This window comes from Streptomyces sp. NPDC001848, from assembly GCF_042891915.1.
Lineage (GTDB): Bacteria > Actinomycetota > Actinomycetes > Streptomycetales > Streptomycetaceae > Streptomyces.
The window spans coordinates 322,802-346,740 of the sequence record NZ_JBIATP010000008.1 but is presented as its reverse complement, the minus strand read 5'-3'; the positions used below and the strand labels follow the sequence as shown (position 1 = coordinate 346,740).

Genomic DNA, 23,939 nt, shown 5'->3' with positions numbered 1-23,939 from the left:
GCTCAGGCGCCGTAGGACACCTTCACCTCCTTGAAGCCGAGGGACTTCAGCAGCCCGTCGAGCATGCCGGTGGTGTTCGTCTCGGCGCGGCCGGTCAGTTCGCTCTCCTGCGCGGCCTCGGCGATGTGCTGGACGGCCAGTTTCTGCACGGCCTGCTCACTGCCCGGGTCGTCCGAGAAGAAGTCGCCGATGCGGTCGAGCAGGCCGCGCTGTTTGGAGACGGCGTACGAGCGGTCGGGGTCGAGGGCGGGTTTGCCCAGGGCGGCGTGGGGGAGCCGGATGGTGGCGGACGTGCGGTCGCCGTTGACCTTGACGTCCTGCTCGCCGACCTTGCCGAGGTCGACGTAGGCGTCGACGGTGCCCGCGCCCACGTACAGCGTGCGGGTGCCGCGGATCGCCGACGGCAGGAACCTGGAGTCCTTCTCCAGGTCCACGACCACCTGGAAGTTGCCGGAGGCGGCCTCATAACGGCTCATGTCCTGGATGGACTTCAGCAGTGCGGGTCCGGACCGGTCGTGCGTGTCCGTGCCGAACAGGTCACGCAGCCCCGGGAACACGCTCAGCCGCAGCCCGGCGAAGAACACCGCGAGCAGGGCGACGAGCGCGACGACGGCTTTGCCCCAGCCGGGCATCCGCCGCCTCGCGGCCACCGATGAGGGTGCCTGTTTCGTGGACGTCGTCATCTCGACAGTCCTCCCTTCTGTCAACCGGTTGCCCGCCACACGCCGTGCTCGAACGCGGTGTTGGGCGGCTGCGGTGGCGGACGGGCGTGGTCATGAGGTCGCTGTGAATTTCCGGTGCGGTTGAACACAGCCGGGTTCCGTCACGTAAAAGGAGCGGGGCTTTCCATGCCGAGCCGGCCAAGACGTGTAGGAGCACTGCCTTGAGACGCAATTCGCGTAGACGTCCAACGGGCGCACGGCGCGCGACCTTTGCCGCGGTCGCGCTGATACTGGGCGGAGGAGGACTGGTCGCGGCGAACGTCTACGCCTCGGCGACCGAGGGCGGCTGGGGTGGCTCGGACCCGAGCGGCGGCGACCGGGTCCTGTCCGCCGGTACCGTCACCATCGACTGCCCGGACGTCGGCCAGAAGCTGACCGACGTGCCCGGCGAGGCCAAGCCGCAGGTCGACACGGAGCTGGCGACCCTGGACCAGCAGATCACCGAGGCCTACGACCGGCTGGCGTCGACACGCCAGGCGCAGACGGACGACACGAACTACGTCCAGAACTCCATCCTCGGCCCGCTCAAGGACCAGCGCGCCGCGGTGATCGACCGGATCAGGACCGACTACCGGCGGGCGGGCGGCACCGCCCCCGGCGCGATCGACGGTATGGCCGGGTGCACGGGGATACCGGCCGACCAGGCACAGCCCTCCGCCGGTGGGCAGAGCGGCAACGGCGGACAGCAGAGCAACGGCGCCGGGCAGCAGGGCGGCAGCGGTCAGAGCAACGGCGGGCAGCAGGGCAACGGCGGCCAGGCGGGCACGAGCGGGCCCGTGGCCTCCGACTTCGTGGACATCCGGACCGTGCAGCCGAACGTGGTCAAGCCCGTGCAGCAGGCCGGCGGTTCCACCGGTTCGTTCGAGACCAGGTGCGGTGTCAACGAGAACAAGAACCACAACACCGACAACGTGATCGTGGCGCCCGGCGTGCAGAACGGCGCGCACCACCTGCACGACTACGTCGGCAACCAGTCGAACGACGCCTTCGCCACCAACGACACCTTCGCGGCGGCGCGGACGAGCTGCGAGAACCAGCAGGACAAGTCGTCGTACTACTGGCCGGTGCTCCGGGTGCAGGACGGCACCCAGGACTTCGACCAGAACGCCGCCGGCGGCGGCAAGGAAGGCAACGTCGGCCGGATCCTGGTGGCCAGGCAGGCCGAGATCAGGTTCGTCGGCAGTCCGACGAGCAAGGTCGTGGCCATGCCGCGGTTCCTGCGGATCATCACGGGTGACGCCAAGGCCTTCACCAACGGCCCCAAGAACGCCAACGCGCACTGGAGCTGCACCGGCTTCGAGGACAAGGTGCAGCTGACGGACAAGTACCCGATCTGCCCGCAGGGCAGCGAGGTGGTGCGGTCGTTCGCGTTCCAGAGCTGCTGGGACGGCCAGAACATCGACAGCGCCAACCACCGCACGCACGTGGCCTTCGCCGACGCCAACGGCACCTGCCCGAACGGCTTCCGGGCCATCCCGCAACTGACGATGCGTCTGGTGTACGACGTGCCGCAGCCGGTCGTCGAGAACGGCCGGGTGAAGAACGCCTACGCGGTGGACGGCTTCCCCGAGCAGCTGCACAAGCCGATCACCGATCACGACGACTTCATCAACGTCATGACCGACCAGCTGATGAACCAGGTGGTCGACTGCGTCAACTCCGGACAGCGGTGCGGTGGTGACGCCGGGGACCAGCCGCAGAACACGCCGTCACCGTCCGCCGACGCCCCGCCCGGCGGCAGCGGCGCCGGATCCGGCGCGACCACCGCGCCCGGCGGCGGGATCGGATCCGCCCCGGCCGCCACACCCGGTGGCCCGGGAGACGGCTCGGCCACGCCCGGCTCGCAGTCGACGCCGCCCTCGACCGCCGCACCGGCCACCACGGCGCCGACCGCGGGCGCGGGTGACGTCCGCGGCGGGGCGACGCCGGATGCCCCCGTGACCCCGTCGGCAGTCGGTGGCGGTGCGGTCGCCGAGCCGCGGAGCGCCTCGGAAGGGCACCACACCGGCGCGGCCACGGGTCCCGTCGAGACCTCGCCCGCCATCGGTGAGGCGACATCCGCGGCTCCGGCAGCCGTTTCGTCCACGGCCCCGGCCGCTGCTCCCTCCACGGCGCCGGGGACCGCACCTCAGTCGGTCGCGGGCGGCGGTCTGGCGGAGACCGGTGCGCACCTGTGGCCGGCCGCCGGCGGAGCGGTTCTGGTGATCGCGGGCCTGGTGGTGCTGCGCCGGAGCGCACGCAGAACCTTCTGACACGCGTTCGTGTCGCACGGTCGAGAGTGGCGGGACCCGCCGGACAGGTCCCGCCGCTCTGGCGTCGTCCGCGTGCCGAACGGGCTGCGAGGGCGGGCTACAAGGACCCGGCGGCCTCCGACTCGCCCAGGATCTCCTCCAGCGAGGCCGCGGGCGGCAGCACGGCGGCCAGCCCCGTCAGGCGCAGGATGCGCAGGGTCAGCGGATGGGTGCACACCAGATGCAGCGTGCCGCCCTGCGCGAGTACGCGGCGTCGGGCCCGGTACAGCAGGCGGAGCCCGGAGCAGTCGAAGAACTCCACCGGACGCAGATCGATGACGATGCGCGGGGCGCGCCGAATCGTCGCGGAGTCCAGGAACGGGATGATCTCCACCGCGGCGAGGATGTCGATCTCACCGTGGAACTCCAGCACCGTGTGACCGCGGTCCCGGTGAATGCGCAGATGCCGGGTGAGCGGTGCAGGGTCCTGCTCCAGGTCCACAGCGCCTCCCGCCAACTCCTCGCCCGCGCCTGCAACTTACCCTCGACAGAGTGAATTTGAGCATGTTCGATTGACATATGTCTTTGAATTGAGGGTGAGTCGTCCGACTCCATGCGGGCCGTGGTCGGCCTACGACAACGCGTGCCAGGCCTTCGACAGGGCCTGACGGAACTGGTCGGCCTGGTGTGCCGTGAGGTCGCGGACCATCCGTTCCTCCAGCTCCCGCACGGGACCGGCGACCCTCTCCAGCAGCTCCCGTCCGGTGTCGGTCAGCAGGATCAGCAGTTCCCGGCGGCCCTCGGGGACAGCGAGACCCAGACCTTCATCCCCGCCCTCGTCCAGCTGGTCAAGGAGGGGCGGCTCCCGCTGCACCGCCTGATCGGCACCTATCCGTTCGCGGACATCGACCAGGCGGTGCGGGACATGAGCGCGGGCAAGACGATCAAACCCGTGCTCACCTTCTGAGCGAGCGCCGTCGGTCCGCGAGCAGGACCACCCTGCCTGTGGTCCGGCCGGTGCCGCCGAGCGCGGGCGCCTCGGCGGCACCGGCCGGCGTGCTGATCCGGTCCTCAGGCGTCCGCTGCCGCGTACACGCACGCGCCCCCGACATAGGTGAGCGCCACCCGCGACGCGCCGATCGCCTCGGGCGGCCCGGCATACGGGTCACGGTCCAGCACCACCAGGTCCGCCAGCGCGCCCGGGCGCACCACCCCGGTGTCGTCCAGGTGGTTCACGTACGCCGACCCCGCCGTGTACGCCGTCAGCGCGTCCGTGAGGCCGATCCGCTCCTCGGGCAGGAACACCCGGCCCGAGCCGCCCGGAAGCACCCGGTTGACCGCGACATGGACGCCCTGCATCGGATCGGGGCTGCTCACCGGCCAGTCGCTGCCCGCCGCCAATCTCGCCCCGGACCGCAGCAGCGCCCCGAACGGATACTGCCGGGCGGCCCGTTCGGGCCCGAGGAACGGGATCGTCAGCTCGTCCATCTGCGGCTCGTGCGCCGCCCACAGGGGCTGGATGTTCGCCGTGGCGCCGAGCTGGGCGAAGCGGGGCACGTCATCGGGGTGCACGATCTGTAGATGCGCCAGATGGGGCCGGGTGTCGCTCGGCCCGTTGGCCTTGCGAGCCGCCTCCACGGCGTCCAGCGCGTCCCGTACGGCCCGGTCGCCCAGCGCGTGGAAGTGGCACTGGAAGCCCAGCGTGTCCAGCGCGGTGACGTACTCCGGCAGCCGGTCCGGGTCGACGAAGCTGGTGCCGCGGTTGGCGGTGGCGCAGCCGCACGCGTCCAGGTACGGCTCGAGGAGTGCCGCCGTGCCGGTCTCCGCGACCCCGTCCAGCATCAGCTTGACGCTGCCCGCGCGGAACCTGCCGTGGCTCGACGCGGCCCGCCGCTCGACGAGTTCGGGTATCTGCTCGGCGCCGCGCCCGCGGTCCCACCACAGGGCGCCGACGACCCGCGCGGTCAGCGAACCCTCCCGCGCGGCCGTCAGATAGGCATCGGACGGGTCGTCCATCCCGAGGAAGTCCCCGACCAGCGCGTCCTGCCAGGCGGTGATGCCGAGCGCGTGCAGATGCCGCTGGGCCTGCAGCAGCGCGGCGAGCCGGTCGGCCGCGGTGGCCGCGGGCGTGAGCCGGCCGACGTACCGCATCGCCCCTTCCTGGAGCATGCCCGTCGGCTCGCCGGACGCGTCGCGCTCGAAGCGTCCGTCGGCCGGGTCGGGCGTGTCCCGGGTGACGCCCGCGCGTTCCAGGGCCCGGCTGTTGACCCAGGCACCGTGGTGGTCGCGGTTGGGCAGGTACACCGGCCGGTCGGGGACCACCGCGTCGAGCAGTTCCCTGGTCGGGGCACCACCCTCGAAGGCCTCCATGGACCAGCCCCCACCGGTGATCCACTCCCGGTCCGGGTGCGCCTCGGCGTACGCCCGTACCGCGGCCACCGTCTCCTCGGCGGTCTTCGTACCGGTGAGATCGCACTGGGCCATCTCCAGGCCGGCGGGCACCGGATGGATGTGCGCGTCCTGGAAGCCGGGCAGCAGCAGCCGCCCGGCGAGGTCGACGACCTCGGTCCCCGGACCGGTCAGTTCCCGTGCCGCGGGGTCGCCGACGGCGGCGATCCGGTCGCGCACGACCGCGACCGAGGTGGTGACGGGCCCGTCGGGGGTGAGGACGGGACCGCCGGTGAAGAGGAGATCGGCCTGCATGGTGTCCGTTTCTTGACGAGGGGAGGGTGATCAGCTGTGCGTGACGAGGAGTTGGGGCGCGTCGGCGTCCGTGCCCCGGCCGGTGCGGAAGTACGGCGACCTGCGCACCCACTTGGCCCAGGCGGCCGCCGCACAGCCGGAGGCGACCATCAGCGTGGGCATCAGCAGCAGGAACCAGCCGTTGTCCGCGCGGAGCGCCAGGTGGTCGGTGGCGGTGTAGAAGGACCAGCCGAGGTAGCCGCCGAGCCCGAGCAGCGCGAGTGCGCTCAGCGCCGGCAGCACCACGGCCCGGATTCCCTGACGCCAGTCCTGGCGCAGCAGCTCCCGGAAGCGGACGGCCGCCGCGAGCGCGGTGAGCGCGTAGGAGAGCGCCACCACGATGCCCACCGCGTTGACCGTCGCCATGATCATATCGGCGAGGCGGGGAATCACGAGAGCCAGTGCGGCCACCGCGGCGGCCAGCCCGCCGATCAGCAGCGTCCCGGCGGCCGGAGTCCCGTAGCGCGGGCTGACCCTCGCCCACACGGTCCCCAGCGTCCGGTCCCGGCTCATCGCGAACATCGCGCGCGCCGTCGGGATCACCCCGGCCTGCAGCGAGGCCACCGCCGAGAACATCAGCGCCACCAGAGGCAGCGCGGCCAGCGGCTGGGAGGCCAGCCGGTCGCCGAAGTAGGCCAGGCCCTGCGGGCCGTGCCCCGCCAACTCCTGCTGGGAGAGCACCCGCTGGAAGGCGACCGAGCCGAGCAGGAACAGGGCGAGCATGGTCAGCAGTGTGGTGATCCCGGCGCGCGAGGCGTCCCGCGCGTCGCGCACCTCCTCGTTCACGCTGAACGCCGCCTCGAAGCCCCAGTAGCAGAACACCGACAGCAGCAGCCCCTGCGCGAGCGCCGACGCCGACGGGATGGCGAACGGGTCGAACCAGCTCAGGCGGAACGGGTGCGGACCGGTGACGATGCCGTAGCCGCAGAAGCCCAGCAGCACCGCGTACTCGAAGACGAGCAACCCGGTCTGCAACCTGGCCGCGGTGCGCACGCCGGTGACCGCCGTCACGGTGACCGCGACCAGCACCACCAGGCCCACCGCCGTGGTCTGCGCGGTCGAACCCGGGTCGAGGGCCAGCCCGGCGACCCGGTGCACCCCGGCCTCCCCGGCCAGTTGCAGTACCGCCGACCCGGTCACCGCCGTGGTGTAGGCGAGGAACGCCACCGTGGCCACGATGTTGACCCAGCCGACCAGGAACCCCAGCCAGGGCGTGAGCGAACGGCCCACCCACACATAGCCGTTGCCCGCGTTGGGCTCCACCCGGTTCAGCCGGGAGTAGGCGCCCGCGATGCCCAGGATCGGCAGGAAGGCGAGCAGCATGATGGCCGGCAGATGCAGCCCGACCACACCGGCCGTCACACCGAGTCCGATACCGATGCTGGTGGTGGCCGCCGTGCTGGAGGCGGCGATGGCGACGCCGTCCACGACGCCCAGAGACTTGCGGAGGGAGGGTTGCGCGGGCGGCTCCGCGCCGTAGGGGGTCCGTGTCATGACGGGCTCCGATCGCACCGGGGGGCCCGGATGAGCCCCGGTGACCGGAAATGAAACTGCTCGGGGCCTTAACAGGTCAACGCTGTTGACATAAGGTGCCCGCAACCCGGACCGAAGGCCGCCGCCGGCCCGCGGCGAGCCGTCGGCCGCCCCAGGACAGCAGTCGGGAGAGCCCATGACCGACCGAGTCGTCCCACCCGCCGCGCGCCGGCGCAGGCGCCCCACCAAGACCGGTGTCGTCCTCACCGAGGAGCTCATCGTCGACACCGCGATGCGGCTGCTGAAGGAACACGGCGCCGACGCACTCACCGTCCGCCGCCTCGGCCGCGCCCTCGGCGCCGACCCCACCGCGCTGTACCGGTACTTCCGCGACACCGACGACCTGCTGCTCGCCATCGCCGACGAACTCATCGGCCGGACGCTGCGCGTCTGGCGCCCCACCGGACAGTGGCGCGCCGACCTGTGGGACCTGGGACTGCGCATGCACGCCGGGGCACTCGCCCATCCGCAGGCGTCCGTGCTCAGCTCCTACCGGGTGACCGGACGGGTGCACGAGATCGAGGCGGTGGAGACGATCCTCGGCGTACTGCGCGGCGCCGGCTTCCCGGACCGCGAGGCCGTACGGATCTACCACGGGTTCGTCGACCAGGCCCTGGCCTTCGCGGCCCTCGACGCGGCGAACGCGTCCCTGCCGCGCGCGGCCCGGGACGCGGAGACAGAGGTGTGGCGCACCACGTACGCCCGGCTGCCCGCCGAGACGCATCCGAACATCGCGGCGACGGCCCGCCACCTCGTCGCCGACATGCGTCGCGGCTCCTATCCGGTCGCGCTCGGCCTGTTGCTGTCCGCCGCGGAGGCGCGGCTGGCGGAGATCACGGGTGGGTCGACGCCGGGCGGTGAACGGGCCGTGACGGACTGAAAACGAGGGCGGCGGATACCCGTGGAGCGTATACGGGCGGGCACGACGCCCGCCCGGGACCCGAACGGAGGAACCATGCCCACGCCACTGGCGGGCGTCGTGGTCCTGGACTGCGCCGAGCCCGAGAAACTCGCCGCGTTCTACAAGGACCTGCTCGACGCCGAGGAGACCGACGCCACCGCGAACCGGGTGGAGATCCGCAGCGCCGACGGGTTCCGGATGGCGTTCCGCCGTGACGTCAACGCCACCCCGCCCAGCTGGCCCCGCCCCGAGAACTCCCTCCAGGCCCACCTCGAGTTCCTGGTGCCGGACCTCGACGAGACCGAGCGCCGGGTGGTCTCCCTGGGCGGGCGCCCCCTGGAGGCCAAGGAGGCGCCGGGCCCCTTCGAGGAACGCGGCTACGCGGACCCCGCCGGCCACTCCTTCATCCTGCGGCATACGAGGGCCACGGCACCCAAGCAGGGATGAGGCGACGCCCTTGCGGCGACCTTCCGCGACACCGTACCCGCGCCCGGGGACCGGATGTGCGACGCCGGTCCCCGGGCACCGTCCCGGTCCCGTGCCCGCTGCTCAGTCGCGGCCGCCGTCGTCCGAACCCGGCCAGACGCCCGTCGACCGCTCGATCGCCTTGGCCCCGGTGCGGTCCGCCAGGCTGCGGGCGACCGCGAACAGGGCGCCCTGGAGCGCCGCGGCGAGCAGCACCTCGCCCCAGCCGCGGTCCCGGTCGAGCGCGTCGGGCGCGTCGTCCTCATGGCGTATCGCCTTCCATGTCGCCCGGAAGGCGTACCCCGCGAGGGCCCCGCTCGCCCAGCCGAGGGCGAACCCGACCGGCCGGTAGACGAGCGGAAGCTTCGGTTTCTTCTTGTCGTGTCCCACGTTTGTCTCCTTGCCTGTCCGACGTGACTGTCCGACTGTCCGTGCGCAGGCGGCTCAGGGCCGCCCCTCGGCCGGAACCCGCTCGGCCGCGGGTACCGGTCCCGGCGGCGTCCCGTCACCGAACGGACGCCCTCCGAGGTCCTCCCGGCCGTGCGGCGTGAGCCAGCCGGCCAGGTCCGGTCCGAGCGGCACGATCCCGGTCGGATTGATGCCCGTGTGCACCTGGTAGTAGTGCCGCTTGATGTGGTCGAAGTCGACGGTGTCGCCGAAGCCGGGCGTCTGGAACAGATCACGGGCGTACGCCCACAGCACCGGGTCCTCCGCCAGCTTGAAGCGGTTGCACTTGAAGTGACCGTGGTAGACGGCGTCGAAACGGACCAGCGTGGTGAACAGCCGGATGTCGGCCTCGGTGATCGTGTCACCGACCAGATAGCGCTGCCGGGCCAGGCGCTCCGACAGCCACTCCAGTCGGTGGAACACGTCCGTGCACGCCTCCTCGTACTCCTTCTGCTCATGGGCGAAACCGGCCCGGTACACGCCGTTGTTGACGTCCTTGTACACGAGTCCCATCACGTCGTCGATCTCGTCGCGCAACCGCTCCGGGTAGAGATCGGGAGCGCCGCTCCGGTGCAGGGACGCCCACTCGGTGGCCAGGTCCAGAGTGATCTGCTGGTAGTCGTTGGTGACGAGGCGGCCGCTCGGCACGTCCACGACCGCGGGCACGCTGACCCCGCCGGGGTAGCCGGTCTCACGGGCGTCGTAGGCCTCGCTGAGGTAGCGGATGCCAAGGACGGGATCGCGGCCGTCGGGGTCGAGGGTGAACCGCCAGCTGCGGTCGTCCTGGATGGGATCGGCGATGGCCAGGGACAGGGCGTCCTCCAGCCCCAGCAGCCGTCGCGAGATCACGGCCCGGCTCGCCCATGGGCAGGCCCGGCTGGCCACCAGCCGGTAACGGCCGGCCTCCACCGGCCAGCCGTCGCGCCCGTCCGCGGTGAGGCGGTCGGCGAAGTGGCTCCTGGACCGCTTGAACGGCTTCCTCCCGTACGCGCTGTTGCCGTCGGTCATACGGCCCCTCCTCACACCGGCGTCCGTCGCACGCCGGTCGGGTTCCCCGATGTGCGTTCCGACACCGTGTGAGAGGCGCGGATGGGGGCAGCCGGGCGAGGTGAGCGGGACATCCTCGGATACGGGACAGGACAGCACGACCGTCACAGGGGCGCCCTCGCGCACCTCGCACGACGGGCCGCCGCGACCCGGGCCGGACCGGCGTGACGGGTCCTCGGACGGCAGGACGCGTGTCACGGTGCTCGTGGCGCTCGGCGCCAACCTGCTGATCGCCGTGGCCAAGGCCGTCGGAGGACTCCTGGCCGGCTCGCCGGCGCTGCTGTCGGAGGCGGCACACTCCGTCGCGGACAGCCTGAACGAGATCTTCCTGCTGGCCGCGCTGCGCCGAAGTCGCCGCCCGGCCGACCGGCGGCACCCCTTCGGCTACGGCAAGGAACGGTTCTTCTGGTCGCTGCTCGCGGCCGTCGGCATCTTCGTCATGGGCGGCTGCTTCTCCTTCTTCCAGGGCTTCGAGGCGTTGAACGGCGGCGCGGAGGAGTCGCGCAGCGGCTATGTCGCCGGGCTGGTGGTGCTCGGGGTGGCACTGGTGTCGGAGGGCGTCTCCCTGGCCCGGGCCCTGCACCAGGTGCGCCGGCAGCACGGCACGTCCCTGCGGGCGCTGCGGGACCCGGCGCTGCGGACGGTCGTCGCTGAGGACAGCACGGCGATGCTGGGCGTGGTCCTCGCGATCGTCGGCATGGCGCTGCACATGGCCACCGGGCAGGTCGTGTGGGAGGCGTCCGCGTCGCTGGCGATCGGCGCGCTGCTCGTGTACGTCGCCTACCGGCTCGGCCGTGACGCCCGCGACCAGCTGATCGGCCGGGCCGCCGATCCCGAGCTCAGCCGCCGGATCCAGCAGCTGCTGCAGGAGCAGTCCGAGATCGACAGCGTGGAGGCGCTGCTGACCATGCAGCTGGGCCTGGAGTCCATCCTGGTCGCCGCCCGGATCGACCTCGCCCCCGGCCTGGACAGCGAGCAGGTCGAGGACGTCGCGGTGCGCATCAAGCGTTCGCTCACTCGAGAGGTCCCCGAGGCCGACCAGATCTTCCTCGACATCACGGACGCCCCGACCCGCGCGGCGTCCCGAGACCCGGAAGCGGACAGGAACAGCCCCGCCGCGACGGGGGAACACGGCGGGGCCTGAGGGACGGTCTGCCCCGCCAAGGGCGCATCATGCACGCGAGTTCCGCACGTACGGCAGCGAGCCCCGAGCCCGGCGCCCGGTTGAGGCGACGCGGGCCAGGAATCATTCTGAGGATATGGAGCAAGCCGCCGCTGCGGCGATCGTCGATGCCCGGGGCACGGTGACGGGATGGAGTGAGGGGGCCCGGCGGCTGACGGGATACACGGCCGAGGAGGTCGTGGGACGCGCGGCACAGGACCTGCTCGCCGAGGACGTACCGCTGCCGGGGCTGACCGCCCTGACCGGCACCGCCGTCCTGCGCCACCGCGACGGCCACCCCGTCCCGCTGTGCCTGAGCGTGCACCCGGTGACCGGGGCGGACGGCGCCCCGCAGGGATCCGTGGTCACCACCGCGCCCGCCACGGCGGACTCGGTGCTGGTGGCCAGGGCTTTCCAGCAGGCGCCGGTCGCGATGTCCGTCTTCGACCTGGGGCAGCGCTACATCCGCGCCAACAACAAGGCCGGCGAGATCCTGCGGGTCGACGCGGACACGTTGACGGGGCGGTACCTGCCGGACACGGTGGCCGACGACGAGTCCGGCCGGCGGTTCCACCGCCATCTGCGCCGGGTGGCCGAGACGGGGCTCCCCGTGCACTACGCCCCCGGCGCTCCAAGGGGGCGCGGGTCACCGAGGGCACGCCCGAGGCGGCCGTCCGGCTCGGAGACACCGACACCTGCCCTTCCTTCTCGCCGCCCGCGCGGGCCCTGCGCGAGGGCCGGGCCGTCCTGCGCCGGGCCGGCGAGGCCGACTTCGACCGCTGGGTGCAGGAGCGCAACGCCCGCGGGGTGGGCGACCCCGCGTACCGCAGGGGCGCCCACTCCCTGCCGGCGGTGCCACTGCCGGCCCGCGGAACACCCTGGGCGTCGCGGTGTTCGTACGCATCGTCAACCCCGACCCCTACGCCGCGGACGACGCCGTGCTCGCCGAGGAACTGGCGAGCCGGGCGGCCGTCTGCGTCGACAACGCCCGCCGCTTCGCCCGTGAACGCGCGACCGCGCTCGCCCTCCAGCACAGCCTGCTGCCGCGCGGCCTGCCCGGACAGGCCGCGGTGGAGGTGGCCCACCGCTATCTGCCGTCCGGATCGCTGGCCGGTATCGGCGGTGACTGGTTCGACGTGATCCCGCTGTCCGGCAGCCGGGTCGCCCTCGTCGTCGGCGACGTCGTCGGGCACGGCATCCGCTCCTCGGCCACCATGGGACGGCTGCGCACCGACGTGCGGACCCTGGCCGACGTGACCTGCCGCCCGACGAACTCCTCACCCACCTGGACGACCTGGTCATCCACCTGGCCACGGGCGAGGGCGGCGACGAGGTGGGCGAACTCGGGGCGACCTGCCTGTACGCGGTCTACGACCCCGTTGCCCGCCGCCTGACCCTGGTCGCCGCGGGACACCCCGCGCCGGCCCTCCTCACGCCCGACGGCACCGCCCGGCTCGTCACCATGTCGGCGGGCCCGCCGCTCGGCGTCGGCGGACTTCCCTTCGAGGCCAGGGAGCTGGACCTGCCCGAGGGTTCGCTGATCGCCCTGTACACGGACGGGCTGATCGGCGAGGGCCGCGAGCGGGACCTGGACCACGGCACCACAGAGCTGTGCCGTGCCCTGGGAACCCCCAGCGGCTCCCTCGACGCGCTGTGCGACACGGTCCTGCAGTCGGTGCTGTCCGAGGAGCCCGGCGACGACGTGGCCCTGCTGCTGGCCCGCACCCGGGCCCTGGGCGCCGACCGGGTGGGCACCTGGGACGTTCCGCCGGACCCCGCGTCCGTGGCGACGGCCCGGCAGTACGCCGTCGAACGGCTCGCCGAGTGGGGGCTGGACGAGATCGGGTTCGTCACGGAACTCGTCGTCAGCGAGCTGGTGACCAACGCGATCCGCTACGGCGGACCCCCCATCCAACTGCGGCTGATCCGCGACCAGTCACTGATCTGCGAGGTGTCCGACGGCAGTTCGACCTCACCGCATCTGCGCCGCGCGCACGCCTACGACGAGGGTGGCCGTGGTCTGCTTCTGGTCGCCCAGCTCACCCAGCGCTGGGGCAGCCGGCAGACCAGTGAGGGAAAGACGATCTGGGCCGAACAGCCGATGCCGGACTGACCCGCGGCCCGCACCGCGCACGTGCCGCACCGCGCACGTGCCGCACCGCGCACGTGCCGCACCGCGCACGAGCCGCACGGTGGACGTCCGTGCGGCTCGACGTGTAGGGGGTCACTTCCCGGTCGGCTCCAGCACGAACACCGGGATCACCCGGTCGGTCTTCTTCTGGTAGTCGGCGTACGGCGGATAGGCGGCGACCGCCCGCTCCCACCACACCGCCTTCTCCTCGCCCGTCACCTCACGGGCCGTCATCTCCTGCCGCTCCGGCCCGTCCTGCAATTCCACCGTGGGATGCTGCTTCAGGTTGTGGTACCAGACGGGGTGTTTGGGCGCGCCGCCCAGTGAGGCCACGACGGCGTACCGGCCCTCGTGCTCGACGCGCATCACCGGAGTCTTGCGGATCTTGCCGGACTTGGCGCCGAGGGTGGTGAGGATGACCACCGGAAGCCCCGTGTCGAGCAGCGTCGTGCCCTTTGTGCCGCCCGAACTCTCGTACAGCTCGACCTGTTCACGCACCCACTGCTGCGGGCTGGGCTCGTACTCGCCCTCAAGAGGCATGGCATCCGTCCCATCGTCGTTACGACTGCAGTCTCGTCCGTGGTCCGTGGTCCGTGGACCCGTGCCTCGGACCGTGCACGGTTCACGATTCAACACCAGCCGCTCATGGATTCATCCCCACCACGCGCCGGCCGGCGTCCGTATCGCCAGTACCGCGATGACCGCGCAGGAGACCAGCGCCGTCACCAGCCGGCCGCGCCGCCCGGTCAGTGCGCGGCCGAGCAGTGCCCCGCCGCCGGCCAGCAGCAGCTGCCAGCTCGCGGACGCGGCGAACGCCGCGAGCACGAACAGGGCCTGGTCCAGGAGCCGTACGGTGCCCGTGGCGCGGCCGCCGACCACCAGCGCGGCGAAGTAGACGACGGTGGCCGGGTTGAGCAGCGTGACGCCCAGCAGACCGAGATACGCCCGCGCGGGCCCCTGCGGCACCGCGTCGGCGGTCGCCACGGTCCCCGGCGAGCGGTACCGGCACACGGCGCGGGCCCCGCCGTGGACGGCGAGGGCGGCCAGCACCAGGGCGGCCGCCCAGCGCAGCGGGACCAGCACCGGCTGGAGCGCCGCGGCGAGAGCGCTGCCGCCGACGGCCGCCACCAGGGCGTAGAGCCCGTCGGCGGTGGCGACACCGAGCGCCGCGCACGCCCCGGTCCGCAGGGACGTACGGGCGGTCAGGGACACCAGGTAGGTCCCGACCGCCCCGACGGGCACCGCGATGCCGTAGCCCGCGACCAGGCCCGCGAGGAGTGCGGCGGTCACGGCAGGTGAGTCGCGGGCCTCCCCGGCCGGCCGGCCCGCTGCTGTCGCGCCCCTGTCCGGCGGACGGAAGCTGCGGACGGCGGCAGAAGGGCTTCGGCGATCGGCATGCGCAGAGCCTGGACGAGCGGCGGCGCACGGGCAAGCGAATTACTTTGGCCATATGCGGCACCTGGCCCATCTGGCCGAACTTCGAGTGGTCCTGTAGGTGCCCGAGGCATCTAATGAGTGATCGGCAAAGGGACTTTCTGCGTGCGAGGCCACTCATGACGAAAACCGGTACGACCGTCGCCTTCCCCCAGGACCGTACCTGCCCCTACCACCCGCCGGCCGCCTACGACCCGCTCCGCGCGGCCCGGCCCCTGACCCGGGTCACCCTCTACGACGGCCGCGACGTGTGGGTGGTCACCGGGCACGCCACCGCCCGTGCGCTGCTGGCCGACCCGCGTCTGTCCTCCGACCGGACCCGGGCGGCGTTCCCCGCCGTCACCGCACGCTTCGCCGCCGCCCGCAACCGCAGGCTCGCCCTGCTCGGCCTCGACGACCCCGAGCACCGCACCCAGCGCCGCATGCTGGTGCCGAGCTTCACCCTCAAGCGGGCCACCGCGCTGCGCCCGCGCATCCAGGCCATCGTCGACCGGCTCCTGGACGCGATGGAGGCCGCGGGCCCGCCGGCCGAACTCGTGGCCGCCTTCGCGCTGCCGCTGCCGTCGATGGTGATCTGCGCGCTGCTCGGCGTGCCCTACGCCGACCACGACTTCTTCGAGGAGCAGTCCCGCAGGCTGCTGCGCGGCCCGTCCGTGGCCGACACCCAGGCCGCCCGCGACCGGCTGAACACCTACTTCGAGGAGCTGATCGACCGCAAGCGCGTGGAGCCGGGGGACGGACTGCTCGACGAGCTGATCCGGGAGCGGCTGGGGGAGGGCGCGCTGGACCGGGACGAGCTGGTCTCCCTGGCCACGCTCCTGCTGGTGGCCGGACACGAGACCACCGCCAACATGATCTCCCTCGGTACCTTCACCCTGCTGCACCACCCCGAACAGCTGGCCGAACTGCGCGCCGACCCGGGTCTGATGTCCACCGCGGTGGAGGAGCTGCTCCGTTTCCTGTCCATCGCCGACGGGCTGGTGCGGGTGGCCACCGAGGACATCGACATCGCGGGCAGCAGAATCCGGGCCGACGAGGGCGTCCTGTTCTCCACGTCCGTCATCAACCGCGACACCACCGCCTTCCCCGAACCGGACACCCTCGACTGGCACCGCCCGTCCCGTCACCACGTCGCCTTCGGGTTCGGCATCCACCAGTGCCTCGGCCAGAACCTGGCACGGGCCGAGCTGGAGATCGCCCTGCGCACACTCTTCGACAGACTGCCCGGACTGCGGCTCGCCGCCCCGGCGGAGGAGATCCCCTTCAAACCGGGCGACACGGTGCAGGGGATGCTGGAACTCCCCGTGAGCTGGTAGGAGGCTGCGGCCATGACCGACATCTCCATCTCCATCGACCCGGACGTCTGCATCGGCGCCGGCCAGTGCGCCCTGACCGCCCCGGGCGTCTTCACCCAGGACGACGACGGCTTCAGCCAGGTGCTGCCCGGCAAGGAGGACGGCGGCGGCGACCCACTGGTGCGGGAGGCGGCCCGCGCCTGCCCGGTGGGTGCCATCAACCTCTCCGAGAAGGGAGGCTGATCCCTCACCGCGCGGCGATTCCCATGTCCAACGCCGCGATCGCGAGCCCGCGCAGCCGTACGGGATCGGCGATTGCCTCGTAGGAGGTGATCCTCCCGTCCTCGACCGTCACCTTCAGCACCAGACGCAATCGGCCGCGTGGTGCCACCACGGCCCCCACGACCCCGTTCACCAGCGCGACCTCGGCGAACCGGGCCCGCTCGCGCAGCAGCACCGTCTGCTCCGCCACGGCCCGGGCCCCGCGCAGCTCCGGCGTCCCGCCCGGCGGCAGCGCCGCCGCATCGGCCCGCCGTACGACATCGGGCGCCAGCACCGCCAGCAGCCCGCCGAGGTCACCGCCGCGCGCCGCCGCGAGGAACGCCTCGACGACCCGGCGGTGCCCGTCCAGCTCGGCCGTCGGCGGCGCGGTGATGCCGCGCACCTTGTGCCGGGCGCGGCTCGCGAGCTTCTTGGTGGTGACGGTCGAGCGGCCGACGACGGGCGCGATCTGCTCGAACGGCACGCCGAACGAGTCGTGCAGCACGAATGCCACCCGCTCCGCGGGGGAGAGCCGGTCGAGCACGACGAGCAGCGCGAGACCCACCGAGTCCGCGAGCAGCACCTCCTCCTCGGGCCCGGACCCACCGCCGTCCGCCCCCACCTCGTCGGAGACCGGATCGAAGTCCTCCCGCCGGGACGCGCGCGAGCGCAACATGTCGAGACAGATCCGCGAGATCACGGTCCGCAGCCAGCCGGCCAGGTTCTCCACCTCGTCGGGGTCGGTCCGGGCCAGCCGCAGCCAGGTCTCCTGGACCGCGTCCTCCGCCTCGCCGAGCGAACCGAGCATGCGGTACGCGATCGCCCGCAGCCGGCCGCGGTGCGCTTCGAATCGCTCGGCCAGCTCGTCCTGTCCACTCATCGGTCACCCTTCCCCGCCGCGTTCCGTCACCTACCTGACGTACCCGCACCCCAGGAAGTGACAGGAGAGATCATGGCCGACACACGACCCCGGCTGCTGCACCTGGACTCCAGCGCCGGCCCCGCCGCCGAGTCCCTCACCCGCCGGTTGACCACGCTCTTCGCGGACATCTGGTGCGACCGTCACGGCACCGACGGCTACCGCCACCGCGACCTCGCCACCGACCCGGTCGCGCCCCTCGGCCCCGCCTACGTCGCCCTGGGCCGACGCCTGGAACGCCGCGGAGCCGTCCCGCCCGAGCAGGTCGGCGCCCTCACCGCAACTCCGGACGAGCGGCGCGAGTGGGCGCTCACCCTGCCGCTGATCAGCGAACTACGGGCCGCGGACACCGTGCTGCTCGGGGTGCCGATGTACAACTTCTCCGTGCCCGCCGCGCTCAAGGCCTGGATCGACCGGGTGACCTTCCCCGGCGCCTTCCTCGACCCGGGGACCGGGGGCAGTGCGCTGAGCGACACCCGGGTCGTGGTGGTCATGGCTCGCGGCGGGGCCTACGGGCCGGGCACGCCCCGGGCGGCCTTCGATTTCCAGCGCCCCTATCTGCGGGCCTGGTTCACGGACCACGGTGTGGCCGAGGACAACCTCCACTTCGTCCAGGCCGAGATGGCCCTCGCCTCCCTCGTGTCCCACCTGGCCCGCTTCCGGGACCAGGCGGACGCCTCGCTCGCGGCTGCCCGCAAGGAACTGGCCGAACTGGCCACACGGCCGCCCCTGATCACTAAGGTGCGGGCGTGACCCGACACGACAACAAACCCTTCCTCCACGTCGTCGTCTGCGCCGCCGGCGTCGCGCAGGGCGTCCCCGAACTGATCACGGCCGCCCAGGAACGGGACTGGGAGGTGGGCGTCATCGCCACCCCGCTCGCCCTCCGGTTCTTCGACACGGCCGCCGTCGAGGCGCGGACCGGCCGCCCGATCCGGTCCGCGTGGCGCGCCCCGGGGGACCCCCGGCCCTTCCCGGATCCCGACGCGGTCGTCGTGGCCCCCGCCACCTTCAACACGATCAACAAGTGGGCCGCAGGCATAGCCGACACCCTCGCGCTCGGCACCCTGTGCGAGGCGTACGGGCTCGGCGTCCCGATCGCCGTCCTGCCCTGCGTGAGCGAGGCGCTGGCGGCCCACCCCGCCTACCGCGCGAGCCTCGAACGGCTCACCGGCATGGGGGTGCGGTTCGGCGACCCGTACGCCGGAGAGGTGGCCGAGGACGGCACCCGCCCCCGGTTCCGCTGGGAGCGGGCCCTGGACCTGCTCGCGCCGCGCCCCTGATCGGGGGCCCGTCCACCAGGGCGTACGCCGACCCGACGCTCTACTGTCGTGCCATGACCGCAGACCGTATCGCGCTGGCCGTCCACGACCACGGGGGTGATGGCCCGCCGCTGCTGCTCCTGCACGGCGCCGGGCGCACGCTCGCCGACTGGGCCGCCGTGGCCCCCCTCCTCGTGGCCCGGCACCGCGTGCTCGCCGTCGACCTGCGCGGCCACGGACTCTCGCCGGACGGACCCTGGCGCCTGCCCGAGGTGCTCGGCGACCTCGAGGAGGTCCTGGCGGCGCACGGCATGCCGGGCGCTCTCCCCGTCGGGCACTCCTTCGGCGGCATACTCGCCGTGCTGTACGCGCTGGAACACCAGGGCGTCACCCCCGGAGCCGTGAACCTCGACGGGTTCGGCTGGGGACGCCCGGACCAGTACGTCGGCCTGGACCCCGACTACGTGGCTCAGCACCTGGCCCAGGTACGGGAGTTGAACGCGGCGGGCCAGGGCAGGAAGCTGCCCCGGGACGGGCTCAAGGACCTCCTCGCCGAACAGCGCGCGATCTCCGAACGCCTCGGCATCCCCTACGAACTGCTGGAGGCCGGTGTCCGGCGGTCCGTGCGGGAGCGGAACGACGGGGAGCTGGAGCTGCGGCCCGGACGGGAGCAGGCGCTGCAGATGCTCGAGGTCATCGACTCCCTCGACCTGTTCGCCCTGTTCCGCCGGATGACCGCACCGCTTCTGCTCGCCCGCGCCCAGCGGCAGGTGCCCTCGGTCCCCGGCCTGGACTGGTTCGATCCGATGATGCTCGCCTACGCCAGGGGGCTCGCCCGGGACCTGGCCGCTCTCGCCGAGGAGCGGCCCAACGTGACCGTCGCCCCGATCGACGGCACCCACGCCATGCTGCTGGAGAACCCCCGGGCGGTCGCGGACGCCGTCCTCGCCTTCACTTCCTGAGCACGTGGCTCGGTGCCCTCAGTGCGGGCCCACGGCGGCGAACTCGGTGCCGCAGGGACCCGCGCCCTCGCTCGCGGGCAGCGCGACGGGGGTGCCGTTTATGGTCAGGGTGTCGTAGTAGGCGCCGATGCGTTCCGCGGAACGGCCCACGTAGTGGCCGATGAAGGAGCGGCGGAAGCGGTCGGAGCTGCGGTTGGGAGCGGAGCCGTGCACCAGGCTGCCGTTGAAGAACAGCACGTCACCCGGCTCCATGGCGACGGGCACCGGCTCAAGGCCGGGCGGCGGTGGCACGTACTCGCGGGCGAACGACAGCTCGCTGTCCGCCTCCTCCGGACAGAACAGGTCCATCCGGTGCGTGCCCGGCACCACCTCCAGGCCGCCGTTGTCCCGGTCGATCACGTCGCAGGCGATCCACGCGGCCACACAGGTGCCCGGCTCGACCCGCAGATAGAAGTTGTCCTGATGCAGCGCCTGCCCCCGGGCGCCCGGCGGCTTGAAGTAGAACATGCTCTGCGCGGCCAGCACCTCCTCGCCCAGCAGCGTCTCGAGAATCTCCCCGAGCCTCGCATCCAGCAGGAAGCGCAGCGACAGGTCGCTGATGCGGTGCGGGTGCATCACACGGGGGTGGACGTGCAGCGGATCGGCGGCCTCGTCCGACGCGGACGCACGGGGCTCGAAGTGACCCGGAACCGGTCCCGCCTCCTTCAGCGCCGTGAACTCCGCGCACAGGGCGTCGATCTCCGCCCGGGAGAACAGCCCGCGCGCCACCGCGCACCCGTCCTCCTCGAACCCCTCCATGCCGGTGCCTGCCATGGGGCCGTCCCTTCGCAACGGTCTGCTGTGTGCCTCACGCTAGGCCGGAGCCCTCGTGGGGAGGATGCCTGTGCGTGCTGACGACTTGCCCGGGACTGCTGTCCCGGCCCCGCCGCCCGGCCTGGTGACCGTCGGACGTTTCGACCAGCCGCCGGGATACGGCATCAACCGGCCGCGGGGAGCCGACAGCTGGCTGTTCACCTGGACCACCGGCGGGCGGGGCACGCTCGGCCAGGGCGCCGCCCGGGTGACGGCCGGCGCCGGGGACCTGGTGGTGCTCGGGCCCGGGCTGCCCCACCGGTACGGGACCGCGTCCGCTGCCCGGCACTGGGCGTTCTGGTGGGTGCACTGCCAGGCGCGGAGTTCGTGGGTCGGCCGGCTGGGGCCCCACGAGGTGGGAGACCGTCTGTACACGGTCGGCGCCGGACACGGGCGGGACCGTATGGAGACGGCCTTCAGGCGCATGCTGGCCGACGCTCGCTGGGGCGGGCTCGGCACACCGCCCGAGCCGGTGCCGCCCGCCGACGGCGAGGTCGCTGTGGCACACGGCACCCTCGCCCGCGAGCTGGCCCTGTGCTGCCTCGAGGAGATCGTGTTGCTCGCCACCGGCCGGGTGGACCCGCCCCCCTCCGGGATCGACGAACGGATCCGCCTCGTCGAGGCGTTGATCACGGCCGACCCGGCCGCGCCGCACACCGTGCGGTCCCTGGCCCAGGGTGTCTCCCTCTCCCCGTCCCGTTTCGCACACCTTTTCACCGAGCAACTGGGCCACTCCCCGATGACCGCCGTGCGCGAAGCCCGATTGCGGCACGCCGCCCGTCTCCTGGAAGCGACCGAACTCCCGGTGGAACGGGTGGCCGCCGCCTCCGGTTTCCGCAGCCCGTTCCACTTCAACCGTCTCTTCCGCCGGCGCTATGGAACACCGCCGGGCGCCTACCGGGCCGCACAACGGGGTATCCCGGGCTGAATTCCGGGCGCGCCCGGGCCGACGGGAGTGAATTCACGGCTACCGGTCCGCAGTTGACTGACATTTCGTCAACAGGCCGCTATGCCAAGGAAGAAATGAAAAGAGAGGGAGTCACTTGTTCGGGCTCGGTGACCTGTGCAAGTGTGTTCCCCGTCAGCGCGCGGACCATTGCTTTCACCGTGACGCACGCAGGCGCAGTCGATCCTCGCTCGCTCCAGCAGAGCTGCCCCGGGCGGAGTTCGGCCTGCTGGACAACCCTCCATGGACGCCCCCGCGCGCTGTCGGCCGGGTCGTGCCTCCATTGGTATGCACCAAGAATCCCTGCGTGGCTTTTTTGGAGGAACGTGGACGTGAAAGGTGGGGGCCTGCACCATTCCCCCGAGCCCGTTCCGGCGTACGACGTCACCGACGAACAACTCGCCGCCGAGTTGAAGAAGTCCGCCGGGAAGAGGCCCGTGCACCATCCGGTCGGCGAACTCCTCGACCGGCACTGGGAAGCCGCCTTCTCCTATGCCCTGCTGTGCACGGACGGTGCGCACCCCGCGGGCATGCTCACCACCGCCGCATTCACCCGGCTCTTCGAGGATTCCGCGCGCCAGGGCGGACCCACGGCGGCCTGGCGGCCCCAACTGCTGGTCGCCGTACGGCGCCTGGCGGCCGAATGGGACACCGACCACCGGCGCGAGCTGCTGCACCCCGACCTCCGCTCGGACCCCGCCCTGGGCGAGCGCGCGACGGCACGGCTGCTGCCGCCCGAGAACCGGCGCCTGGTCTCCCGCGCCTTCCTCAGGCTCGCCGAACCGGCCCGCTGCCTGCTGTGGCACGTCGAGGTCGAGCGTGAGGAACTCGCTGTTCCCGCAGCCTTGTTGGGAATCGACACAGGCGACGCCGAGGTGCGGCTCGAGCGGGCGCGCGAGCAGCTGCGCGAGACATGCCTCGACGTCCACCGCGAGTCCGCACCCGACGAGGAGTGCCGCCGCTACGTGCGTCTGCTGGACGTCTCGCTGCGCCGGGACGGCCCCGTGCTGGACCCCGACCTGCGCCTGCACATGGACGGCTGCGCGCACTGTCACCACGCCGCCGAGCAGTTGGAGGGCTTCCGCGCCCGGCTTCCGCTCCTGCTCGCCGAGGGCGTACTCGGCTGGGGCGCCCAGGCGTACCTCGACGACGCGGCCGCGCGCAGCCGGGCGACCGAACCGGTCCCGGCGGCGCCGGTGGGCGGAGAGCCGCTGGTCGACCCGGCCGACACGGACCGGTGGTTCACCACCGCCGAACCGGCGGCCGACCCCGCCGGCAGGGACCGGCGGTTCACCGCCGAGCCCTTGCTGCCCGCCGACGCCGCGTTCCGGCCCGCGACGGACGCACCCGGCAACGGCCCCGGCCATGCCACCCGGGCCGCCTCGGCCGAGCCCGGCCCCCGCTCCACCGCCGCGCACAAGGCCCCCCGCCGCTCCCCGCAGCGCCGGCAGCTCGCCCTCGCCGTGGCGACGGTGAGCGCCCTCGTCCTGCTGCCGCTGGTGGTGTGGTCGGGTGCCCGCTCCGGCGGCGGCGCCCCGTCCGGCACCGCCGCGCCGTCCGGTGCGCCGAGCCCCGGAGCACGGGCGAGCGCATCCGGATCGCCCTCCTGGGTCGGCGCCGCCGCCGAGGTGCCCACCGGGGCCTTCCACGGCCGGCTGCGCAACCAGGACAGCGGGCTGTGCATCGGCCTGGACCGGACCCAGGCGGTGGCCGGCGCCGAGGCCGTGCTCGTCTCCTGCACCTCGTCCGCGACCCAGCAGTGGGCGTACGAGACGGACGGACTGCTGCGCAGCGTCGCCGCGCCCGGACTGTGCCTCGACTCCCACCTCGGCTACTCGGTGCAGCTCGCCCCGTGCGCGGGACAGTCCCGGCCCGAGGGGAAGAACGTCCGCTACGACTTCACCGTGCAGGGCGCGATCGTCCCCCGCTGGAACCAGGACCTGGCCCTGACCCCCGCCTCGCCGGCCACCGGCGCAGGGCTCGTGGTCAAGCCGCGCACGGAGGACGGCAGCCGGCGCTGGCTCACCGACACGCCCAACGCGCTGCGGATGCAGACGGTCAACTGGGGCACCGGTGCCGAGACGGCCACCCCGGCACCCCCGAGCGCCGCACCCTCCCGTACGACCACCTCGACGACGCACAGCGCGCCGAAGCCGACTCCCACGCCCACCCGGCCCACCCCTGGGGAGAGTTGGCCCTCCTCCCAGGGATGAGGAACCTGCTCCACACCGTACTGCTCTCCGAACGGGCAGGGCGGATACTGGGGTTCGGGCGGAGACGGCGGTTACGGCGGTTACGGTGGATACGGGGGCCGGGGACCTACGGCGACGGGGGCGGTGGGCGCTGACCGGGCGGCGGCCGCGCGTCACATCTGGGTCAGGTTCAGCTCCGCCCAGATCGTCCTGCCGTCGGCCGTGTGGCGGCTGCCCCATCGCTGGGTGAGCTGGGCCACCAGGAGCAGACCCCGGCCGCCCTCGTCGTAGGTCCTGGCCCGGCGCAGGTGCGGCGCGGTGTGGCTGGTGTCCGAGACCTCGCAGATGAGGGTCGCGGAGTCGTGGACTCCTCGCTCCGGCGGCCGGCAGATCGGCCGCGGGCCGGCCCACGACGTCGGCCGGAGCGTAGCCGAG

Annotated in this window: 23 protein-coding genes and 4 pseudogenes; 15 read left to right on the top strand and 12 right to left on the bottom strand. The window is 72.7% G+C overall.

Annotation, left to right across the window (positions count from 1 at the left end; all coding sequences use genetic code 11):
- Positions 1 to 2: 2 nt before the first annotated feature.
- A complete protein-coding gene (locus ACFYZJ_RS19235; protein WP_388569342.1) occupies positions 3 to 683 on the bottom strand; it encodes a DUF4230 domain-containing protein in 681 nt (226 codons plus the stop codon).
- A 200-nt stretch (positions 684 to 883) separates the two neighbouring features.
- Here ACFYZJ_RS19235 and ACFYZJ_RS19230 point away from each other — a divergent pair, with 200 nt between their 5' ends.
- Positions 884 to 2,974, top strand: coding sequence for a DUF1996 domain-containing protein (locus tag ACFYZJ_RS19230; RefSeq protein WP_388569339.1), 2,091 nt, complete (start codon positions 884 to 886; stop codon positions 2,972 to 2,974).
- Between the two features lie 97 nt (positions 2,975 to 3,071).
- Here ACFYZJ_RS19230 and ACFYZJ_RS19225 read toward each other — a convergent pair whose 3' ends face one another.
- Together ACFYZJ_RS19225 and ACFYZJ_RS19220 are read right to left on the bottom strand one after the other, a co-directional pair.
- A complete protein-coding gene (locus ACFYZJ_RS19225; RefSeq protein WP_388569496.1) occupies positions 3,072 to 3,449 on the bottom strand; it encodes an anti-sigma factor antagonist in 378 nt (125 codons plus the stop codon).
- Positions 3,450 to 3,584: 135 nt separating this feature from the next.
- Positions 3,585 to 3,758, bottom strand: a pseudogene (locus tag ACFYZJ_RS19220) (MarR family transcriptional regulator); the annotation flags it as partial.
- Here ACFYZJ_RS19220 and ACFYZJ_RS19215 point away from each other — a divergent pair.
- Positions 3,753 to 3,920, top strand: a pseudogene (locus tag ACFYZJ_RS19215) (NAD(P)-dependent alcohol dehydrogenase); the annotation flags it as partial. The pseudogenes ACFYZJ_RS19220 and ACFYZJ_RS19215 sit on opposite strands and share 6 nt — an antisense overlap.
- Positions 3,921 to 4,024: 104 nt before the next feature.
- On the opposite strand, the gene ACFYZJ_RS19210 reads toward ACFYZJ_RS19215, so the two are convergent.
- The gene (locus ACFYZJ_RS19210) at positions 4,025 to 5,656 is read right to left on the bottom strand and encodes an amidohydrolase (protein WP_388569336.1); all 1,632 of its coding nucleotides are present in this window, start codon (positions 5,654 to 5,656) and stop codon (positions 4,025 to 4,027) included.
- A 30-nt stretch (positions 5,657 to 5,686) separates the two neighbouring features.
- Positions 5,687 to 7,189 (bottom strand): APC family permease, encoded by a 1,503-nt coding sequence (locus ACFYZJ_RS19205; RefSeq protein ID WP_388569333.1) that lies wholly within the window; start codon positions 7,187 to 7,189, stop codon positions 5,687 to 5,689.
- A 175-nt stretch (positions 7,190 to 7,364) separates the two neighbouring features.
- Here ACFYZJ_RS19205 and ACFYZJ_RS19200 point away from each other — a divergent pair, with 175 nt between their 5' ends.
- Positions 7,365 to 8,108: a helix-turn-helix domain-containing protein gene (locus ACFYZJ_RS19200; protein ID WP_388569330.1), complete on the top strand. Its 744-nt coding sequence runs from the start codon at positions 7,365 to 7,367 to the stop codon at positions 8,106 to 8,108.
- A 75-nt stretch (positions 8,109 to 8,183) separates the two neighbouring features.
- Positions 8,184 to 8,576 (top strand): VOC family protein, encoded by a 393-nt coding sequence (locus tag ACFYZJ_RS19195; protein WP_388569327.1) that lies wholly within the window; start codon positions 8,184 to 8,186, stop codon positions 8,574 to 8,576.
- Positions 8,577 to 8,678: 102 nt separating this feature from the next.
- Here ACFYZJ_RS19195 and ACFYZJ_RS19190 read toward each other — a convergent pair whose 3' ends face one another.
- Both ACFYZJ_RS19190 and ACFYZJ_RS19185 read right to left on the bottom strand, forming a co-directional pair.
- On the bottom strand, positions 8,679 to 8,984 hold the full coding sequence (locus tag ACFYZJ_RS19190; protein WP_388569325.1) for a DUF4235 domain-containing protein: 306 nt from the start codon (positions 8,982 to 8,984) through the stop codon (positions 8,679 to 8,681).
- 54 nt (positions 8,985 to 9,038) lie between these two features.
- Positions 9,039 to 10,049 (bottom strand): glutathione S-transferase family protein, encoded by a 1,011-nt coding sequence (locus tag ACFYZJ_RS19185; RefSeq protein WP_388569322.1) that lies wholly within the window; start codon positions 10,047 to 10,049, stop codon positions 9,039 to 9,041.
- 49 nt (positions 10,050 to 10,098) lie between these two features.
- Between ACFYZJ_RS19185 and ACFYZJ_RS19180 the strand changes: the two genes are divergently transcribed.
- From ACFYZJ_RS19180 to ACFYZJ_RS19165, 4 genes and pseudogenes are all read left to right on the top strand, one after another.
- Positions 10,099 to 11,232: a cation diffusion facilitator family transporter gene (locus ACFYZJ_RS19180; protein WP_388569318.1), complete on the top strand. Its 1,134-nt coding sequence runs from the start codon at positions 10,099 to 10,101 to the stop codon at positions 11,230 to 11,232.
- Between the two features lie 115 nt (positions 11,233 to 11,347).
- Positions 11,348 to 12,256 (top strand): PAS domain-containing protein, encoded by a 909-nt coding sequence (locus ACFYZJ_RS19175; protein ID WP_388569316.1) that lies wholly within the window; start codon positions 11,348 to 11,350, stop codon positions 12,254 to 12,256.
- Positions 12,141 to 12,916: pseudogene (locus ACFYZJ_RS19170) on the top strand (PP2C family protein-serine/threonine phosphatase); the annotation flags it as partial. The gene ACFYZJ_RS19175 and the pseudogene ACFYZJ_RS19170, both read left to right, overlap by 116 nt.
- A 9-nt stretch (positions 12,917 to 12,925) precedes the next feature.
- Positions 12,926 to 13,363: an ATP-binding protein gene (locus ACFYZJ_RS19165; RefSeq protein ID WP_388569493.1), complete on the top strand. Its 438-nt coding sequence runs from the start codon at positions 12,926 to 12,928 to the stop codon at positions 13,361 to 13,363.
- 111 nt (positions 13,364 to 13,474) lie between these two features.
- Here ACFYZJ_RS19165 and ACFYZJ_RS19160 read toward each other — a convergent pair whose 3' ends face one another.
- Positions 13,475 to 13,921, bottom strand: a complete 447-nt coding sequence (locus ACFYZJ_RS19160; protein ID WP_388569314.1) for a nitroreductase family deazaflavin-dependent oxidoreductase — start codon at positions 13,919 to 13,921, stop codon at positions 13,475 to 13,477.
- 111 nt (positions 13,922 to 14,032) lie between these two features.
- Positions 14,033 to 14,671: a LysE family transporter gene (locus tag ACFYZJ_RS19155; protein ID WP_388569312.1), complete on the bottom strand. Its 639-nt coding sequence runs from the start codon at positions 14,669 to 14,671 to the stop codon at positions 14,033 to 14,035.
- A 263-nt stretch (positions 14,672 to 14,934) separates the two neighbouring features.
- Here ACFYZJ_RS19155 and ACFYZJ_RS19150 point away from each other — a divergent pair, with 263 nt between their 5' ends.
- Entirely contained in the window at positions 14,935 to 16,131 is a 1,197-nt protein-coding gene (locus ACFYZJ_RS19150; protein WP_388569309.1) for a cytochrome P450, read from the top strand.
- A 21-nt stretch (positions 16,132 to 16,152) separates the two neighbouring features.
- Positions 16,153 to 16,353, top strand: a complete 201-nt coding sequence (locus tag ACFYZJ_RS19145; RefSeq protein ID WP_388569490.1) for a ferredoxin — start codon at positions 16,153 to 16,155, stop codon at positions 16,351 to 16,353.
- A gap of 4 nt (positions 16,354 to 16,357) precedes the next feature.
- On the opposite strand, the gene ACFYZJ_RS19140 is transcribed toward ACFYZJ_RS19145, so the two are convergent.
- Positions 16,358 to 17,251 (bottom strand): sigma-70 family RNA polymerase sigma factor, encoded by an 894-nt coding sequence (locus ACFYZJ_RS19140; protein ID WP_388569306.1) that lies wholly within the window; start codon positions 17,249 to 17,251, stop codon positions 16,358 to 16,360.
- Between the two features lie 72 nt (positions 17,252 to 17,323).
- Here ACFYZJ_RS19140 and ACFYZJ_RS19135 point away from each other — a divergent pair, with 72 nt between their 5' ends.
- From ACFYZJ_RS19135 to ACFYZJ_RS19125, 3 genes are read left to right on the top strand one after another with little or no spacing between them, the layout of a single operon-like run.
- The gene (locus tag ACFYZJ_RS19135; protein ID WP_388569303.1) at positions 17,324 to 18,043 is read left to right on the top strand and encodes an FMN-dependent NADH-azoreductase; all 720 of its coding nucleotides are present in this window, start codon (positions 17,324 to 17,326) and stop codon (positions 18,041 to 18,043) included.
- The gene (locus ACFYZJ_RS19130; RefSeq protein ID WP_388569301.1) at positions 18,040 to 18,573 is read left to right on the top strand and encodes a flavoprotein; all 534 of its coding nucleotides are present in this window, start codon (positions 18,040 to 18,042) and stop codon (positions 18,571 to 18,573) included. The genes ACFYZJ_RS19135 and ACFYZJ_RS19130 overlap by 4 nt, the downstream gene beginning before the upstream one ends.
- 53 nt (positions 18,574 to 18,626) lie before the next feature.
- A complete protein-coding gene (locus ACFYZJ_RS19125; protein ID WP_388569298.1) occupies positions 18,627 to 19,514 on the top strand; it encodes an alpha/beta fold hydrolase in 888 nt (295 codons plus the stop codon).
- A gap of 18 nt (positions 19,515 to 19,532) precedes the next feature.
- Here ACFYZJ_RS19125 and ACFYZJ_RS19120 read toward each other — a convergent pair whose 3' ends face one another.
- Positions 19,533 to 20,327, bottom strand: coding sequence for a phytanoyl-CoA dioxygenase family protein (locus ACFYZJ_RS19120; RefSeq protein ID WP_388569295.1), 795 nt, complete (start codon positions 20,325 to 20,327; stop codon positions 19,533 to 19,535).
- 64 nt (positions 20,328 to 20,391) lie between these two features.
- Between ACFYZJ_RS19120 and ACFYZJ_RS19115 the strand changes: the two genes are divergently transcribed.
- Both ACFYZJ_RS19115 and ACFYZJ_RS19110 read left to right on the top strand, forming a co-directional pair.
- Positions 20,392 to 21,294, top strand: a complete 903-nt coding sequence (locus tag ACFYZJ_RS19115; protein ID WP_388569292.1) for a helix-turn-helix domain-containing protein — start codon at positions 20,392 to 20,394, stop codon at positions 21,292 to 21,294.
- 350 nt (positions 21,295 to 21,644) lie between these two features.
- Positions 21,645 to 23,525: a ricin-type beta-trefoil lectin domain protein gene (locus ACFYZJ_RS19110; RefSeq protein WP_388569289.1), complete on the top strand. Its 1,881-nt coding sequence runs from the start codon at positions 21,645 to 21,647 to the stop codon at positions 23,523 to 23,525.
- 152 nt (positions 23,526 to 23,677) lie between these two features.
- Here ACFYZJ_RS19110 and ACFYZJ_RS19105 read toward each other — a convergent pair.
- Positions 23,678 to 23,878: pseudogene (locus tag ACFYZJ_RS19105) on the bottom strand (ATP-binding protein); the annotation flags it as partial.
- Between the last annotated feature and the right edge of the window lie 61 nt (positions 23,879 to 23,939).